Origin of the sequence: Enterobacter sp. A103, from assembly GCF_034427535.1 — a bacterium.
GTDB classification, from domain to species: domain Bacteria; phylum Pseudomonadota; class Gammaproteobacteria; order Enterobacterales; family Enterobacteriaceae; genus Enterobacter; species Enterobacter asburiae_B.
On sequence record NZ_JAXQPQ010000011.1, the window covers coordinates 92728 to 109065 of the forward strand.

At 57.3% G+C, this 16338-nt stretch carries 17 protein-coding genes; 8 read left to right on the top strand and 9 right to left on the bottom strand.

Annotated elements, in window-relative coordinates:
* Nucleotides 1-11: 11 nt before the first annotated feature.
* From SPH27_RS20455 to SPH27_RS20470, 4 genes are read right to left on the bottom strand one after another with little or no spacing between them, the layout of a single operon-like run.
* Nucleotides 12-314, bottom strand: a complete 303-nt coding sequence (locus SPH27_RS20455) for a PTS lactose/cellobiose transporter subunit IIA (RefSeq protein ID WP_029741865.1) — start codon at nt 312-314, stop codon at nt 12-14.
* Between the two features lie 5 nt (nt 315-319).
* Nucleotides 320-1696 carry a glycoside hydrolase family 1 protein gene (locus SPH27_RS20460; protein ID WP_064673037.1) on the bottom strand — a complete coding sequence of 459 codons (1377 nt, stop codon included), beginning with the start codon at nt 1694-1696 and terminating at the stop codon, nt 320-322.
* A gap of 17 nt (nt 1697-1713) precedes the next feature.
* Nucleotides 1714-3039 carry a PTS sugar transporter subunit IIC gene (locus SPH27_RS20465; RefSeq protein WP_023309840.1) on the bottom strand — a complete coding sequence of 442 codons (1326 nt, stop codon included), beginning with the start codon at nt 3037-3039 and terminating at the stop codon, nt 1714-1716.
* Between the two features lie 11 nt (nt 3040-3050).
* Nucleotides 3051-3365 carry a PTS sugar transporter subunit IIB gene (locus SPH27_RS20470; protein ID WP_039260376.1) on the bottom strand — a complete coding sequence of 105 codons (315 nt, stop codon included), beginning with the start codon at nt 3363-3365 and terminating at the stop codon, nt 3051-3053.
* Between the two features lie 293 nt (nt 3366-3658).
* On the opposite strand from SPH27_RS20470, the gene SPH27_RS20475 reads away from it, so the two are divergent.
* Nucleotides 3659-4609: a LacI family DNA-binding transcriptional regulator gene (locus SPH27_RS20475; RefSeq protein WP_047646737.1), complete on the top strand. Its 951-nt coding sequence runs from the start codon at nt 3659-3661 to the stop codon at nt 4607-4609.
* A 45-nt stretch (nt 4610-4654) separates the two neighbouring features.
* Here SPH27_RS20475 and SPH27_RS20480 read toward each other — a convergent pair whose 3' ends face one another.
* The 5 genes from SPH27_RS20480 to SPH27_RS20500 form a co-directional block, all read right to left on the bottom strand.
* Nucleotides 4655-4951: a YicS family protein gene (locus SPH27_RS20480; protein WP_023309843.1), complete on the bottom strand. Its 297-nt coding sequence runs from the start codon at nt 4949-4951 to the stop codon at nt 4655-4657.
* Between the two features lie 121 nt (nt 4952-5072).
* Nucleotides 5073-6515: an efflux transporter outer membrane subunit gene (locus SPH27_RS20485; protein WP_322435789.1), complete on the bottom strand. Its 1443-nt coding sequence runs from the start codon at nt 6513-6515 to the stop codon at nt 5073-5075.
* Complete coding sequence (locus tag SPH27_RS20490) at nt 6515-9625, bottom strand: efflux RND transporter permease subunit (protein WP_182072098.1); 3111 nt, start codon at nt 9623-9625, stop codon at nt 6515-6517. Before SPH27_RS20490 ends, SPH27_RS20485 begins: the two co-directional genes overlap by 1 nt.
* Complete coding sequence (locus SPH27_RS20495; RefSeq protein WP_182072100.1) at nt 9625-10746, bottom strand: efflux RND transporter periplasmic adaptor subunit; 1122 nt, start codon at nt 10744-10746, stop codon at nt 9625-9627. Before SPH27_RS20495 ends, SPH27_RS20490 begins: the two co-directional genes overlap by 1 nt.
* A gap of 148 nt (nt 10747-10894) precedes the next feature.
* On the bottom strand, nt 10895-11464 hold the full coding sequence (locus SPH27_RS20500; protein ID WP_033144322.1) for a TetR/AcrR family transcriptional regulator: 570 nt from the start codon (nt 11462-11464) through the stop codon (nt 10895-10897).
* Nucleotides 11465-11650: 186 nt separating this feature from the next.
* On the opposite strand from SPH27_RS20500, the gene SPH27_RS20505 reads away from it, so the two are divergent.
* From SPH27_RS20505 to SPH27_RS20535, 7 genes are all read left to right on the top strand, one after another.
* Nucleotides 11651-12070 (top strand): GNAT family N-acetyltransferase, encoded by a 420-nt coding sequence (locus SPH27_RS20505; RefSeq protein WP_182072102.1) that lies wholly within the window; start codon nt 11651-11653, stop codon nt 12068-12070.
* Nucleotides 12071-12199: 129 nt separating this feature from the next.
* Nucleotides 12200-12460, top strand: coding sequence for an antitoxin (locus SPH27_RS20510; RefSeq protein WP_182072104.1), 261 nt, complete (start codon nt 12200-12202; stop codon nt 12458-12460).
* Between the two features lie 3 nt (nt 12461-12463).
* A complete protein-coding gene (locus tag SPH27_RS20515; protein WP_176686521.1) occupies nt 12464-12862 on the top strand; it encodes a type II toxin-antitoxin system VapC family toxin in 399 nt (132 codons plus the stop codon).
* Between the two features lie 140 nt (nt 12863-13002).
* Nucleotides 13003-13803, top strand: a complete 801-nt coding sequence (gene nlpA / locus SPH27_RS20520) for a lipoprotein NlpA (RefSeq protein WP_182072106.1) — start codon at nt 13003-13005, stop codon at nt 13801-13803.
* A gap of 122 nt (nt 13804-13925) precedes the next feature.
* Nucleotides 13926-14705 carry an MBL fold metallo-hydrolase gene (locus SPH27_RS20525; protein ID WP_182072108.1) on the top strand — a complete coding sequence of 260 codons (780 nt, stop codon included), beginning with the start codon at nt 13926-13928 and terminating at the stop codon, nt 14703-14705.
* 26 nt (nt 14706-14731) lie between these two features.
* Complete coding sequence (locus tag SPH27_RS20530; protein ID WP_182072110.1) at nt 14732-15685, top strand: GlxA family transcriptional regulator; 954 nt, start codon at nt 14732-14734, stop codon at nt 15683-15685.
* 183 nt (nt 15686-15868) lie between these two features.
* A partial coding sequence (locus SPH27_RS20535; RefSeq protein ID WP_322435790.1) for a POTRA domain-containing protein occupies nt 15869-16338 on the top strand: 470 nt, incomplete at its 3' end.

The window sequence follows — 16338 nt, forward strand, 5'->3', positions numbered from 1 at the left end:
TTCGCCATAGACTATCTCTGATATAAATGAATAATTTCTTCGGACAGTTCACGCGCTAATAAGGAGTTCATTAAATGATCCTGCGCGTGCACCATAATTAACGTCATCGGCTGGCGGCCTTCGCCCGCATCCTGCTCGATCAGTTTGGTCTGCATCTTGTGCGCCTGGCGCGCGTAGCCGTCGGCTTCGCGCAGCAGGCTTTTGGCTTCGTCAATGTTGCCCTGACGCGCCGCGTGCAGCGCTTCAAAGCACAGGCTGCGGGACTGTCCGGCATTGACGATAATTTCCATTACGGCTTCTTCTAATGCGATCATCATCATTACTCTTTTTCAAAACTATTATTTAACGCGGTAGCGGCAAACCACTCTCCGCTTTTCTTAATGGTGCGTTTCTGCGTCTCTAAATCGAGCTGGATAAATCCGTAGCGATTTTTATACGCGTTGCACCACGACCAGTTATCAATAAACGTCCACATATGGTAGCCGAGACAATTGCACCCTTCGCTAATACCCTTATGCAGCCAGGCTAAATGTTCGGAAATAAACTCGATGCGGTATTGATCGTTAATCTGGCCATTTTCAATAAAACGCTGCTCGTTTTCGACGCCCATGCCGTTTTCAGAAATAAAGCAGCGTGGGTTGCCGTAATTGTCGCGCAGGTTGACCAGAATATCGTAAATACCCGGCTCGTAGATTTCCCAGCCGCGGTACGGGTTCATCTTGCGGCCCGGCATCTCGTAATTATCGAAGAACCACTCCGGCATAAACGGCGCCTGCGGGTTCACCGCGCTGTCGCGACACTTCACGCGACGCGGCTGATAGTAGTTCACGCCGAGCAGGTCGATTTTCCCTTCCGCTATCAGGAAACCGTCTTCCGGTTTACAGGCGGGTAATTGATCGCAGGATTTCAGCAGCGCTACGAGATCTGCCGGGTATTCGCCGCGCAGGACCGGGTCAAGGAAGCTGCGGTTAAACATCAGATCCGCGATGTGCGCCGCCTTCACGTCTGCCGGGTTCTGCGAACGCGGGTACGACGGCGTCAGGTTCAGCACGATGCCAATCTCCCCCGCGTAATGCCCGGCGCGGTAGGCCTGAACCGCCTTCGCATGGGCCAGCACGGTGTGATACGCCACGGTGGCTGCCCGACGAAAATCCACCACGTTCGGGTAGTGGAAATCGTAGAGATAACCGCCTTCCACCGGCACGATCGGCTCGTTGAAGGTAAACCAGTGCAGCACGCGATCGCCGAACAGCTCAAAGCAAATCTGCGCATAGCGGGCGTAGGCGTCCACCACGTCGCGGTTTTCCCAGCCGCCGATCTCCTGCATCGCCATCGGCATGTCGAAATGGAACAGGGTCATAAACGGCGTGATGCCCTGTTCATTCAGCTCATCAATGACCTGATTGTAAAAATCGACCGCTTCCGGGTTCACTTCACCGATACCGTCGGGGATCAGGCGCGCCCAGCTAATCGAGGTGCGAAAGCTGTTGTGGTTCAGCTGCTTTAACAGCTGAATGTCCGTCTTCCAGTGCTGATAAAACGTGGAGGTCTGCTGCGGCCCCACGCCGCTGTGAAAACGGTTTGGCTCGCGGGCAAACCAGTAATCCCACGTGGTTTCCCCCTCTCTTGCCCCTTCCGTCTGGAGAGCGGAGCTTGCGCTGCCCCACCAGAAGTTATCGGGAAATGCGTATTTCATGACTCTTCCTCTTTGACTTAATTGCTGGCGGTCTCGGCGGCGCCGACGGTTGCCTGGGCCTTCTGCTCTTCGTTTTTGATGAGCGTACGCTCATAGGCGCGCAGGAACGGCAGGTACATCAGCGCGGACATCACCATACAGACCAGGCACATCACCACCGGGCTCAGCGCCCAGTTTGCCGCCCACGAGGCGCCAATCGGTGCAGGGGTGGTCCACGGGGTCAACGAGACGACCTGCGCCAACCAGCCGAGTTTGGTTGCCGCGTACGCCAGGCAGGCGTTGACCAGCGGAACGAACACGAACGGGATAAACAGCATCGGGTTCATGATGATCGGCGCGCCGAACAGAATCGGTTCGTTGATGTTGAAGAAGCTTGGCACCACGCCCATTTTGCCGATGGTGCGCAGGTGGGTAACGCGGCTGCGCAGCAGCAGGAACGCCAGCGGCAGCGTGGAGCCTACGCCGCCAATCAGCAGGTAGTGATCCCAGAAGCCCTGGAGGTAAACGTGCGGCAGCGCCGCGCCGGCCGCCAGCGCCGCCTGGTTTGCGGAGAGGTTCGCCATCCAGAACGGGTTCATGATGCCGGTGACGATCAGCGAGCCGTGAATACCGGCGAACCAGAAGATCTGACACAGCAGCACGGAGAGCAGAATGGCGGGCAGGGAGTCAGACGCGGACACCAGCGGCTCCAGCAGGTGCATGATCGCCTGCGGGATAATCATCCCGGTCTGCGCTTCAATGAACAGGTTCAGCGGGTGAAGCGTGCCGATCACCACCATCACCGGGATCAGGATCTCAAACGAGCGCGCCACGCCGGTTGGCACTTCCTTCGGCAGGCGAATGGTCACGTTGTTCTGCTTCAGCCACGCGTAAACGCGGGTGGCGTAAATGGCGGTGATCAGGGCGGTGAAGATGCCCTGGCCGGAGAGATACTGGGTCGAAATTTTGCCGTCGGCATACGGCGCGGCGACCAGCAGGAAGGCCATAAAGGCCAGCAGGCCGGACATCACCGGGTCGAGGTTGAACTGACGCCCCAGGCTCGCCCCAATTCCCACCGAAATGAAGAAGGTCATCACGCCCATGCTGAGGTTAAACGGCAGCATCAGCTGTTCGCGATAGGTCTGGGAGAAATCCAGCCAGCCGCGGGCAAAGCTGTTGGTGGTATCCGCCGAGAAAGGCGGGAAGATGAACACCAGCATAAACGAGCCGATGATCATAAACGGCAGCGCGGCGGTAAAGCCGTCGCGGATGGCAATCACATACTTTTGCTGGCCCAGCTTGGCGGCCAGCGGGGTAATTGACTGCTCAATCACCGCGACCATGGATTGATATAACGAACTCATGTGAACACCTTTTAGTGTGCCGCTTCGATGAGCGACAGAGCATAGTCCAGTACTTTATCGCCACGCTGCATGCCGTAGTCCATCATGTCGATGGGCTGCACCGGAATGCCTTTCGTAGCCGCCTTGTCTGAGAGTGTCTTTAACATGTATTTCACTTGCGGTCCGAGAAGGACAACCTGGTATTGCGGAAACTGCGTATCAAATTCGGAAACACCGTACGCATCAATCTTCACCGGCAAACCACGTTCTTTCGCGACATCGACCATTTTGCTGACCAACAGGCTGGTGGACATCCCGGCAGAGCAGCACAGCATAATCTTGAACATCGACAACCATCCTCTAAATGTAAAAAGTTATTGCGAGAATGATTGGACATTATACGGAAACCGGTTTCCATTCATAAAAGACAGAAGTGTGACAACCATCAAGATCCGTTACTTATGAGGCTAATTAACCGGATGTGGGTCACATAATTTGGCTGTTTTGACATCATTTTGAGTGGAAACGGAAAATCGGTTTCCATGGAAAACGGAAACGGATATACTCCGTTCTGGCTATAATGTGAGCCGAAGCGGTGATGGAATTTGCAGGCGCGAGGTAAGCCTGCCAGGGGAAAGAGATGTCGACAATCAATGATGTATCACGTCTTGCCGGGGTGTCTAAAGCCACGGTATCGCGAGTGTTGAGCGGGTCGCGTGGCGTTAAGGAAGCCAGCCGTCAGGCCGTTCTGAAGGCCGTGGATGAGCTAAACTATCGTCCCAACGTGATTGCCCAGTCGCTGCTGAGCCAGTCGACGGGCTGCATTGGAGTCATTTGCGCGCAGGAAAACATTAACCAGACCACCGGCTATCTCTACGCGCTGGAAAAACAGCTCAGCCAGCATCAAAAACACCTCCTGCTGCGCTTCGCGCACAGCAAGGCGGAAGTGATGCACGCCCTTGAAGAACTCTCCTGCGGGCTTTGCGATGACATCCTGGTGATTGGCGCCCGTTTCCCGCTGGACGTGGATATGGATAACGTCATTCTGGTGGACTGCATGGAGTCTGATAATTCCAACAGCATCCAGTTCGATCACGCCTTTGCCGCCGAAACCGCCTGTAACTACCTCACCAGCCAGGGGCGTCGCCAGATTGCGCTGATCCACCCCCACGGCAGCGGTTTTGCTGACCAGGTGCTGCTCGGCTACAAGCACGCGCTGGAGAAAAATTTCCTCCCCTTTAATCGCAGCCTGGTCTTTATGGACGCGACTTCTTCGTCCGTTGCGCTGCAGGAGCTGCTTAACAACGCCAGCACGCTGAACTTCAACGCGCTGCTGGTGGCGGACGAGCAGGAAGCCCAGCGGGTGATCCCGCAGCTGCAGGCGTTTAATAAATCGGTGCCGGACGACATTATGGTCTTCAGCCTTGCCGGATCGCTGCACCTGCCGGGCATTCCGGTGATCCCGGCGATTGAATATTCCATGGACGCGATGGCGGCGCGCATTGTGAGCTGGCTGACGGAGAAAACGCAGATGCTCGGGTCCTATGTTCTGCGCGGGGATCTCATCATTCCGGATATGCGGAAGCGTTAAACATGTTTTCCAGGCCGGGTAAGCGCAGCGCCACCCGGCGGGAATTCAATAATCCTCCATACAATCCACCTGACCAATCGCCCCCCAGTAGGCATCCAGGTTGTCGCGCTTCACGGCGGTGATGGCATTTTTAATCAGCAGCTGATTGGCCTCGGACGACAAAATCATCTCCTGCCAGGCTTTATCGCTCTGCTTTTTCTGTGGCGTACAGGTTTTCTTAATATCTTTAAGGACCTGCTGCTTTATTTGCGCCTCTTTCGCGGGGTCATCCTTTTCCTGAGCATGGACAAACGCGGCGAAGAGCAGACAAACCAGCAGGCAGACCAGGTGCGCAGCTTTCATCAACAACCCCCTTTAGAAGTCACATGCTTCCCATGAAATATATCGTTACATTCAGTGTAGCGACGCCAGCCGAAAGTATGAATTTTCTCTTCACCGCCTGTCATGAACTTCCCGGCAAGCGCTACTGAAGACCGCCCCCCAGCGACTGCCACAGCGTGATGCGGTTTTCCAGGTCGGTTTGCTGCAGCGCGATCAGCGATTCCTGCGCCGACCACAGCGACCGCTGCGCGGTCAGTACCGTCAGATAATCCCCCGCGCCCGCCTTATAGCTGCGCGTTGCCACGTCCAGCGTTTTTTGCTCCGCCGCGACGTATTCGCGCTGGGCGTCGAGCTGCTCGCTCAGGGTTTCACGCCGCGCCAGCGCGTCGGCCACGTCCTTAAACGCGCTCTGGATGGCTTTCTCATAGGTGGCGATCAGCCCCTTCTTCTCCGCTTCCGCGTAGCGCAACTGCGCCAGATTGTTCCCGCCGCTGAACAGCGGCAGGGTGATGGACGGCGCGAACGACCAGACCTTCATCCCGTGGCTGAACAGGGAGGAGAGCGAGTCGCTGCCGACGCCCGCGCTGGCGGTCAGTGAAATGGTCGGGAAGAAGTTGGCCCGCGCCGCGCCGATGTTGGCGTTGGCGCTCAGCAGGTTATGCTCCGCCTCCTGAATATCCGGACGACGCAGCAGCGTGCTGGAGCTGACGCCCGCCGGGATCAGCGTGATGGCGTTATCGCTCAGGCTCTCCAGCGTGCCGGGGAGTAGGTTGTCCGGCACCGTATCGCCCGCCAGCAGATTGAGGGCATTTTTGTCCTGCATCACCAAAGTCCGATAGCTCGCGACGCTGGCGCGCGCCTGCTGATAGACCGCCATCGCTTCACTGACGTCCGTCGCCGCCGCCACGCCCACTTCCTGCTGGCGCTTCACAATCTTCAGCGAGTTCGCGGCGCTCTCCATCGTGGATTTCGCCAGCGCCAGGTTGCTGTTATCCGCCGCCAGCGTCACCCAGGCCGTGGTCAGCTCGCTGACCATCGTCAGGCGCGTGTTCTGCGCGGTGAACTCGCTGGCAAGCCAGGTTTCACGCGCGGCGCGGGAGAGGCTCTGGTTGCGGCCAAACAGATCCAGCTCGAAGCTGGAGACCGCGCCGTTGGCTTCGTCGCTTGTCGCGACGCCGCTTGCCAGCGTGCGGCTGCGGGTATGGCTCAGCTCGGCGTCCACCGTCGGGAACAGGGACGAGCGCGTTTCACCGTACTGGGCGCGGGCGGCGTCGATANTATGGCTCAGCTCGGCGTCCACCGTCGGGAACAGGGACGAGCGCGTTTCACCGTACTGGGCGCGGGCGGCGTCGATATCGGCAATCGCTTTTTGCACGTCGCGGTTGCTGTTCAGCGCCATCGTCACCACGCTTTTCAGCCGCGCGTCGTTCATCACCTGCTGCCACTGGCTCACCACGGCGGTGGCTTCGCCGTGCGCGCCGGGCAAGGTTGCCGGGACGGGGGCGTCCGGGCGTTGATACGTTGGATCTAACGACACACAGCCTGCGCTCAGCAGGGCTAACGCTAAAATAGATACACGAAACATTATGACCTCCGGTTCGCGTGTTTACCGGAGAACAGACGTTTCACCAGTACAAAGAATAAGGGAACGAAGAAGATCGCCAGCAGCGTCGCGGCCAGCGTACCGCCGATAATGCCGGTACCAATCGCCACGCGGCTGTTGGCGCCTGCCCCGGTTGCCACGGCCAGCGGCGTCACCCCTGCGATAAACGCCAGCGAGGTCATGATGATCGGGCGCAGACGCGTCTGGGCGGCACGCAGGGCGGCGCGCGTCAGAGAGTACCCTTCAGCGACTTTGGCTTCGGCAAACTCGACAATCAGGATCGCGTTCTTCGACGACAGGCCGATGGTGGTGAGCAGCGCCACCTGGAAGTAGACGTCGTTGTTCAGGCCGCGCAGGGAGGCGGCGACGGCCGCGCCCAGCACGCCAAGCGGGATCACCAGGATGACCGAAATCGGCACCGACCAGCTCTCATACAGCGCCGCCAGGCACAGGAACACGACCAGAATAGAGAGGGCATACAGGCTCATCGCCTGACCGCTCGCCAGTTTTTCCTGCAACGACAAACCGCTCCACGCCCAGGTGCTGCCGGACGGCAGGCTGTTTGCCAGCTGCTCCATTTTGCCCATCGCCGTGCCGGAACTGGCGCCGCTGGCGTTTTCGCCCTGTATCTCATACGCCGCCGAGCCGTTGTAGCGCACCAGGCTTTCCGGGCCGTACTCCCAGCGGGTGGTGGCGAAGGCGGAGAACGGCGTCATGGTGCTGTCGCTGCCGCGCACAAACCATTTGTTGAGATCCGACGGTACGGCGCGGGTGTCGCTGTCGCCCTGGATGTAGACCTTTTTCACGCGGCCGCGGTCGATAAAATCGTTCACGTAGGTCCCGCCCCAGGCGCTGGAGAGGGTGTCGGTAACGTCGCTCAGGGACAGCCCCAGCGACACGGCCTTGTTGTTGTCGATATCCACCTGAAGCTGCGGCATCTGCGGCAGATCGTTGGCGCGCACGGCGTGCAGCGAGCTGTCCTGATTGGCTTCGCCAATCAGCTGGTTACGCAGCTTCAGCAGCGCGTCGCGGTCGGTGCCGCCGCTTGCCATCAGCTCAAAGGTAAAGCCGTTGCTCTGGCCCAGGCCGTCCACCGCGGGCGGCGTCATGGCAAAGATCGTCGCATCGCGGATGGTGCTCAGCTCCTGCGTGGCGCGCAGGGCGATGGCCTGCGCGGTATTCTCATCGCCTTTACGTTCGGACCAGTTTTTCAGGGAGACAAACGCCATCCCGGCGTTCTGGCCGCTGCCGCTGAAGCTGAAGCCTTCAATGGTGAAGATCACGTTGGTGTTGGCTTTTTCTTTCGTGAGGAACCACTCGCGCACCTGGCGGCTGACTTCGGCGGTACGTACCGTCGTCGCGCCGGCGGGCAGGGTGTACTGCACCATGATTTCGCCCTGATCTTCCGTTGGCAGGAAGCTGCCCGGCAGCTTAAGCATGGCGAAGCCCATCGCGCCGCAGAGCAGGGCATAGATGACCAGCATGCCGCCGGAACGGCGCAGGGCGCGCAGCACCTTGTTTTGATAGCCGCGCTCGGTCCTGCTGTAGAAGCGGTTAAACGCGCCGAAGAAGCCCTTTTTGTGCGGCGCCGTGTGGCTCAGGATCGAGCCGCAGAGCGCGGGCGTCAGGGTCAACGCCACCACCACGGAGAGGAACATCGCCGAAATAATGGTGACCGAGAACTGACGGTAAATCACCCCGGTGGAGCCGCCGAAGAAGGCCATCGGCAGGAATACCGCAGAGAGCACCAGCGCAATGGCAACCAGCGCGCCGGAGATTTCGCCCATCGATTTTTCGGTGGCTTCGCGGGCGGGCAGGCCTTCGTCGCGCATAATACGCTCGACGTTTTCCACCACCACGATCGCGTCATCCACCAAAAGCCCGATCGCCAGCACCATCGCAAACAGCGTCAGGGTATTGATGGAGTAGCCGAACAGCGCCAGCACGCCGAAGGTGCCCAGCAGAACGACAGGTACCGCCAGCGCCGGGATCAGCGTCGCGCGGATGTTTTGCAGGAACAGGTACATCACCACCACCACGAGGATAATGGCTTCGAACAGGGTCTGAATCACGTCCTCAACGGAGATCTTGATGAACTCGGTGCTGTCTTTCGGGTAGGCCACGTCGTAGCCTTCCGGCATCGACTTTTTGAACTCGGCAATCTTGTCTTTTACCGCCGTGGCGGTGTTGAGCGCGTTCGCGCCCGGTGAGAGCATTACCGCCATACCCGCCGCCGGGTGGCCGTTGAGCTTCGCGGTGGCGGTATAATCTTCGCTGCCCATCTCCACGCGGGCGACGTCGCTGATGCGCACGACCGCGCCGCTGGACTGGCTCTTCACAATGATTTTTTTGAACTGATCCACCGTCTGCAGGCGCGACTGGGCGCGCACGGTGGCGGTCAGCTGCTGGGCGTTCGACGAGGGCAGCGCGCCGATTTTACCGGCGGAAACCTGCACGTTCTGGGCTTCAATCGCGCTTTGCACGTCGGACGGCATCAGAGAGTAGGACGCCAGCTTCGCCGGGTCGAGCCAGATGCGCATCGCGTATTCCGCCCCGAACACCTGCAGGCTGCCGACGCCCTCCACGCGCGCCAGCGGGTCCTGCATATTGCTCACCAGCCAGTCAGCGATGTCCGAGCTGCTGGCGGTGTCGGTTTTATCGTACACGCCCATGATCAGCAGGAAGTTGCTCTGCGATTTCTCGACGGTAATGCCGGACTGCTGCACCTCGGTCGGCAGGCGCGATTCCGCCTGCTGAACTTTGTTCTGCACCTGCACCTGGGCGGTGTCCGGGTCGGTTCCCTGCTCGAAGGTGACGGTAATGCTCACCGACCCGTCCGAGCTGCTGGTGGAGGTGAAGTAGAGCAGGTTATCCAGGCCGGTCAGCTGCTGCTCGATCACCTGCGTCACGCTATTTTCCAGCGTCTGCGCGGAGGCACCGGTGTAGGTGGCGGAGATTTTGATCGACGGCGGGGCGACGTCCGGGTACTGCGCGACCGGCAGCGTACGGATCGCCAGCATCCCGGCGAGCATGATAAGAATGGCGATAACCCAGGCAAAGACCGGGCGACGCACGAAGAAGCGGGAAAACATCAGGCTTTTCCTCCCGCAGCTTTCATCTCTTCGGCCTTCACTTCCTGCCCGGGAGTCACTTTGTCGGTACCTTCCACAATCAGCCTGTCGCCCGCCTTCAGGCCGCTCAGCACCAGCCATTTGTCGCCGTAGGTGTCGCCCGTCTCCAGCTGACGCTGCTCGACCTTATTGCTGGCATTCACCACCAGCGCGGTGGCGGTGCCTTTGGCGTCGCGGGTGATGCCCTGCTGCGGGGCGAGGATCGCGTCGTTCATGATGCCTTCATCTACCCTGGCGCGAACGAACATCCCCGGCAGGAGCTGATGCTGCGGATTCGGGAAGACGGCGCGCAGCGTGACCGAGCCGGTTGATTCATCCACCGCCACTTCGGTTAACGCCAGACGGCCTTTCTCACCGTAGGTGCTGCCGTCTTCGAGGACTAAGGACACGCTTAGCGTATCGCTATTTGTGGCAAGGGTTTGCCTGCGTAAACGCAGCAGATCGGCGCTGGAACGGGTTAAGTCGACGTACATACTGTCCAGTCCGCGAACGGTGGCAAGCGCGGTATCCTGCTGGGCGGTCACCAGCGCGCCGGGCGTGACGGAGGAGATGCCGATGCGTCCGGCAATCGGCGCGGTAACGGTGGTCCAGTTGAGGTTAATGCGCGCGCTCTCCTGCGCGGCCTTCTTTGACTCGACGCTGGCCTTGTCCTGCGCGCAGGTGGACTGTGCGTCCTCTGCGTCCTGGCGCGACACGCCGTCGTCTTTCACCAGCTGCGCATAGCGCCGGGCCTTCTGGCAGTCGGCCGCTACCAGCGCCTGAGCCTGCTTCAGCGCCGCGGCGGCTTCATCAAACGCCGCGCGGTAGCTGGAAGGGTCAATTTGATACAGCGCCTGCCCGGCTTTCACGGTATCGCCTTCGGTGAACAGCCGCTTCTGGATAATGCCGCCCACCTGCGGGCGCACTTCGGCGCTCATGGCGGCGGTGGTGCGGCCGGTCAGCTCGCTGACGACGGACACCGGCTGGCTCAAGAGGGTGACAATCCCTACATCCGGAAGAGGACGCTGGGGAGCAGATGTTTGCGCATTATCGCACCCGGTCAGGAGAAATAATGCCGCGATGGAGGTTGTTATGTTTTTCATAATCTTTTTCCAGGGTGAACGACGCCAGCCCCGTTAATGGCTTAACAGGGAGGAGGACAATTTAAAGGCACAGCGATACCGCATCTCCGGCTGAGCCAGAGATGTAAAAAAGGGGAATTAATTATTCCCGCTAATTATTCATATGCGATTACTTCGCAGAGAAAAGCATATTTAAAATATCCTGATAAAGGGGTTCTAATTGTTCTGACGGGACTTTTAAGGGGGTTAATCGACGATAAATCGTCCCCTCAATCATCACGGCGGTAATCTCCACGCAGCAGCGAATATGCTCGTCGCTCAGGTGGGGAAACTGCTTTTTCAGGTGCGCGCAGGCGTTGGCGAACATGCGCGATTCGGCTTCGATCAGCATCGTCGCCACCTGCGGATTACGCGTGGCCTCAGCGGACATTTCCAGCATCAGCGCATCGTCATCTTCGTTGAGGGTCTGTCGCCAGGCGAGCGCCTGCGGCATCCCTTCCACCAGGGTTTTACCCTGCATCTCCTCAATGCGCGAGTCGATGATGCGGCGGATCATCTCTTCGATAATCGCGTCTTTGTTGCTGAAATAACGGTAAATTTGCCCGACGCTGAGCTTCGCCTCGCTGGCGATCTGCGACATGCTGGCGGCGTGAAATCCGCTGGCGCGAAAGCAACGACGCGCGGCGGTGATGATTTCGTCCTGACGTTGTTTTTGTCGTTCTTCCAGTTTCGTACTCATCGTCGGCTACCGTGTAAAAGTGAGAATGATCGTTCTCAGTATACGTTTTGGGTGCGTATTGGAAAGGCTTTTTTTATTTAGATATTGAGGGAATGTTTCCGTATTTAAAAAATGGAGGGAATGAGGAGTTTTTGTGGAGGTTAAGCTGTGAGATATTCAGATTGCATAGAAAATAAGGAGAGAAAAATGCACCTGAGCATAACAAATAATGTAACGCTCGCTGAAAAAGAAGAGTTATTTGTGGGGTTAAGAGCCTATAACGGGCAATTTTTGGATATGGCGACCTTTAGCGGCGACATTGGCGTTTACGTACGAGACGATAAAGGTATCATGCTCGGCGGGCTAATTGGGGTGCGTAAAGGCGACTGGCTGAATATCGACTATCTCTGGGTCTGCGAGACCGTGCGCGGATCCGGCGTGGGCAGCCAGCTCATCAAAACGGCCGAAGAGGAAGCCAGACGCAAAGGCTGCAAGCACGCGCTGGTCGATACCGCCAGCTTCCAGGCGCGCCCGTTCTATGAAAAACAGGGGTACCAGCTGCAAATGTCTTTGCAGGATTATCCTTATCCGGGCATGCAGCGGCATTATCTGGCGAAAGCGCTTTAAATCCTTTTCTGTGATTAGGGATTCAGCTATTTATTGCGAGTCGCATTCCTAATTTGAAGCGTGTTGCTTGTCTTCTTTTCAGGCCCTGGCGCATGCTTTGGCCTGGTCAAGTAAACCATGGAGATGGCAATGGAACGCACAGCAAAACTCTTTAAAAAGGGGCGGAATCAGGCCGTAATGATACCTGCTGAATTCGCGTTTGATACGGAGAGCGTCTACATCCGGCGGGATGAGGAGGGGAATGTCGTTTTGACTGCGAGATCGGAGAAAGAGCGGCATCGAGATAACTTTTTACGTTTATTGAAGCAGACCCATGTTCCTGATTCATTCCTCAGCAAAGAGGAACGTAATCAGAGCTATACAACAAGAGATCCCTTTGAAGGACTCTAGAATATGCTGCATATGTTGGATACAAACATGGTAAGCCATCTCGTGAGACAACATCCTGGGGTGTTGGAACAATATTCTCGCACCCCAACTGAAAAAATGTGTATTTCAAGCGTAACGGAGGCTGAATTGCTTTATGGGATAGCCAAAAAGCAAAACGACACATTACAAAAAACCATACTGGAATTTCTTAAAACCATTACGATTTGCGACTGGGACAGTGACGCCGCCGCAACGTACGGCGAACTCCGCGCAGCAATGGAGAAGAGAGGAAAAGTGATGGGCGATCTCGATCAACTGATCGCTGCGCATGCTATCAGTCGGAGAACAACGATTGTGACTAACGATCGTGCATTCAGAATGGTGCAGGAGCTTACCGTAGAGGACTGGACGACAACGTCGTGATCCCTCATGCCGGGTAAGCGCAGCGCCACCCGGCAAAACCCGCATATAACTTATCCTTCTTATTGATTCTTTTTCGGTTTTTATTTCACCGCCTCGTTGTCGATATAGTCACTACAACATTTAGCAAAAGGAACTGTCTTGTGAAACGTCGATTGGGTGCTCTGGTACTTGCTGGCCTGCTGCTAGCAGGGTGCGATCAAAGTGGCAGCGATGCCAAACACATTAAAGTGGGCGTCATCAACGGCGCTGAACAGGACGTGGCGGAAGTCGCCAAAAAGGTGGCAAAAGAGAAATATGGCCTGGACGTTGAGCTGGTCGGCTTCAGCGGCTCGCTGTTGCCCAACGATGCCACCAACCAGGGAGAACTGGATGCCAACGTCTTCCAGCATCGCCCGTTTCTCGCTGAGGATAACAAGGCGCATGGCTACAAGCTGGTGGTCGTGGCGAACACCTTTGTTTTTCCGATGGCCGGCTATTCCCGCAAAATTAAATCCGTCTCTGACCTGAAGGACGGGGCGACGATTGCCATTCCAAACGACCCGACCAATCTTGGCCGCGCGCTGTTGCTGCTGCAAAAGGAGAAGCTCATTACCCTGAAGCCGGGCACCGGGCTGCTGCCGACGGCGCTGGATATTACCGCCAACCCTAAACAGCTGAAAATTATGGAGCTGGAAGGGGCGCAGCTGCCGCGCGTGCTGGACGACCCGAAAGTGGATGTCGCCATCATCAGCACTACCTATATTCAGCAAACCGGGCTGTCGCCGGTGCATGACAGCGTCTTTATTGAAGACAAAAACTCGCCGTACGTGAACATCGTGGTGACGCGCGAAGACAACAAAGACGCGGAGAACGTGAAGGAATTTATCCAGTCGTATCAGTCGCCTGAGGTAGCGAAAGCGGCGGAGACGATCTTTAACGGCGGGGCGGTGCCGGGCTGGTAAACGATCTGACAGAAAACGGGTTGCTTAAATTGGCCCGATTCCATCGGTAATCGCCCTTTAACCCACTGCGGCAAGTGCGACGGCTGGCTATCCTCCTTATCACACCCACCGGAGGATAGTCCATGAACATTACCCACATTCGCAACGCCACCCAGCTGATTTCCTACGCCGGAAAACGTCTTTTAATCGACCCGATGCTGGCCCCGAAGGGGGCTTATCCGGGCTTTCCCGGCACGGCGTATGCCGAACGCCGTAACCCGACGGTCGAACTCCCCGTTGACGTCAACACGCTGCTGGACGCCGACGCGGTGATCGTTACCCATACCCATGACGATCACTGGGATCGCACTGCGGCGGAGCTGATCGCCAAAGACAAACCGATCTACGTGCAAAACGATCGTGACGCCGCGCTGCTGCGAAGCCAGGGATTCAGCAACCTGACGGTCATGACCGACGCGACCTTCTTCGGCGATATTCAGATTACGAAAACCCACGGCGGGCAGCACGGCACCGATCGCGCTTACGCCGTGCCCGAGCTGGCGGAGCGTCTGGGTGAGGCCTGCGGCGTGGTGCTGCGTCATCCCGATGAGAAGACGCTCTATCTTGCCGGGGATACCGTCTGGCGTGACGAGGTGGCGGCCGATCTGCAAAAGCACCAGCCGGACGTGGTGGTGCTGAACGCGGGCTATGCCCACGTTATTGGTTTTGGGCCCATTATTATGGGGCAGGAGGACGTGCTCAACGTTCATTTCCTGCTGCCGCAGGCCAGCATTGTGGCGATCCATATGGAGGCGATTAACCACTGCCTGTTGACCCGCAGCGCGCTGCGTGAGTACGTTGAAGCCAATCAGGTGAGTGACGCAGTGAGCATTCCCCAGGATGGCGAAACCGTTATATTCTGAGTGCGTTAAAGGGAAAGGAGGAACTGATGTCGCTAATCAACGTCGCGATTGTCGCGGTAGACGGGTTCAGCCCGTTCCACTACTCCGTTCCCTGCATTCTGTTTGGCGATTCGGTCTCCGGCGAAAAGCGCTTTAGCGTGACGATCTGCGCCGAAATGCCGGGTTTTCTCACCTCAAAAGACGGATTTGCCCTCAACGCCACGCAGGACTACACCGCCATTGGTCAGGCCGATATTGTCGTCGTTCCCTACTGGCAGCACGTCCTTGAACGCCCGCCCCAGACGCTGCTCGACAGCCTGGTGCAGGCGAGAGACAACGGCGCGGAAATCGTCGGGCTGTGTCTGGGGTCGTTTGTGCTGGCCTGGGCGGGGCTCCTCGACGGCAAACGTGCGGCCACCCACTGGGAGTTCGAGCATCAGTTCCAGTCCCTTTTCCCGCACGTTCAGCTGGATATCAATGCGCTCTACGTGGATGACGGCAATATCATCACCTCCGCCGGAACCGCGGCGGCGCTGGACTGCTGCCTGTATATCATTCGTCAGCGCTTTGGCAGCGTGGTCGCCAACCAGATTGCCCGTCGGATGATTGTTCCGCCCCACCGCGAGGGCGGTCAGGCGCAGTTCATCGCCCAGCCGGTACCCAAAGATACCCGCGACGGACGCATTAACTGCCTGATCGATTATCTTCAGCAGCACATTACCGAACCGCATAGCCTGGACTCACTGGCGGAGGTGGTTTCGATGAGCCGCCGCACCCTGACCCGTCATTTTATTCAAGCCACGGGGATGAGCGTCGCCGACTGGCTTACCGCCGAACGCCTGCGGCGCAGCCAGCTCCTGCTTGAAGCCGGAAATATGCCGATTGAGCGCGTGGCCGAACTGGTGGGATTTAATTCCGCCGTCACCTGGCGGCAGCAGTTTAAGGCGCGTTTTGGGGTGAGCCCTGCGGAATGGAGAAAAACGTTCCGTCTTCACAGCTAGTGTATTACGGCTAACTCAAGATTTAAGGGTTAGTTAAATCACTTCTTAATTTTTCTTAATCCACCTCTCATTTTTCTGAAAAAATATTTTATTTGCTTCGCCTTAACGCAAATTAGATATACTCGCATTAAGAATGCTCTTATATTTCGAAAATATTAATTGCGAATAAATTTTGTGGCATGGATGAATAGCAATAAAATAGAAAGAAGAATAATTTCATTAGCAAATTATATTATTTTTATCTTATCGGGTGCGCTTTTTTCAGCAAGCGTTAACGCTGCACCCTTGTCGCCAGCCGATCGCGATACTATTCAGCAGCAACAGCAGCAGCTTTTATTACAGAACCAGCAACAGCGTGAAGAGCTGGAGCGGAGTATTCCTCGCCCGGCGCCTGACAGGCCTCTGCCTGCAGCCGGCACCGGGCCCTGCTTCACCATTGATACCATTACCCTTTCCGGCACGACCCTCATTTCCCCGAAAACGCAGCAGGCCCTGGTTGCGCCGTGGCAGGGCCGGTGTCTGGATATGGAGAAAATAACGGAGCTTCTCGCCCGTATTTCTGACTGGTATATCAGCCGGGGATATATCACCAGCCGCGCCTTTCTTACCGAGCAGGATCTCTCCGGCGGTCAGCTGAATATTGTGGTGCTGGA

Coding starts and splice junctions, on each gene's coding strand:
- SPH27_RS20455 (WP_029741865.1), bottom strand. CDS start 314: ATGATCGCATTAGAAGAAGCCGTAATGGAAATTATCGTCAATGCCGGA.
- SPH27_RS20460 (WP_064673037.1), bottom strand. CDS start 1,696: ATGAAATACGCATTTCCCGATAACTTCTGGTGGGGCAGCGCAAGCTCC.
- SPH27_RS20465 (WP_023309840.1), bottom strand. CDS start 3,039: ATGAGTTCGTTATATCAATCCATGGTCGCGGTGATTGAGCAGTCAATT.
- SPH27_RS20470 (WP_039260376.1), bottom strand. CDS start 3,365: ATGTTCAAGATTATGCTGTGCTGCTCTGCCGGGATGTCCACCAGCCTG.
- SPH27_RS20475 (WP_047646737.1), top strand. CDS start 3,659: ATGTCGACAATCAATGATGTATCACGTCTTGCCGGGGTGTCTAAAGCC.
- SPH27_RS20480 (WP_023309843.1), bottom strand. CDS start 4,951: ATGAAAGCTGCGCACCTGGTCTGCCTGCTGGTTTGTCTGCTCTTCGCC.
- SPH27_RS20490 (WP_182072098.1), bottom strand. CDS start 9,625: ATGTTTTCCCGCTTCTTCGTGCGTCGCCCGGTCTTTGCCTGGGTTATC.
- SPH27_RS20495 (WP_182072100.1), bottom strand. CDS start 10,746: ATGAAAAACATAACAACCTCCATCGCGGCATTATTTCTCCTGACCGGG.
- SPH27_RS20500 (WP_033144322.1), bottom strand. CDS start 11,464: ATGAGTACGAAACTGGAAGAACGACAAAAACAACGTCAGGACGAAATC.
- SPH27_RS20505 (WP_182072102.1), top strand. CDS start 11,651: ATGCACCTGAGCATAACAAATAATGTAACGCTCGCTGAAAAAGAAGAG.
- SPH27_RS20510 (WP_182072104.1), top strand. CDS start 12,200: ATGGAACGCACAGCAAAACTCTTTAAAAAGGGGCGGAATCAGGCCGTA.
- SPH27_RS20515 (WP_176686521.1), top strand. CDS start 12,464: ATGCTGCATATGTTGGATACAAACATGGTAAGCCATCTCGTGAGACAA.
- SPH27_RS20525 (WP_182072108.1), top strand. CDS start 13,926: ATGAACATTACCCACATTCGCAACGCCACCCAGCTGATTTCCTACGCC.
- SPH27_RS20530 (WP_182072110.1), top strand. CDS start 14,732: ATGTCGCTAATCAACGTCGCGATTGTCGCGGTAGACGGGTTCAGCCCG.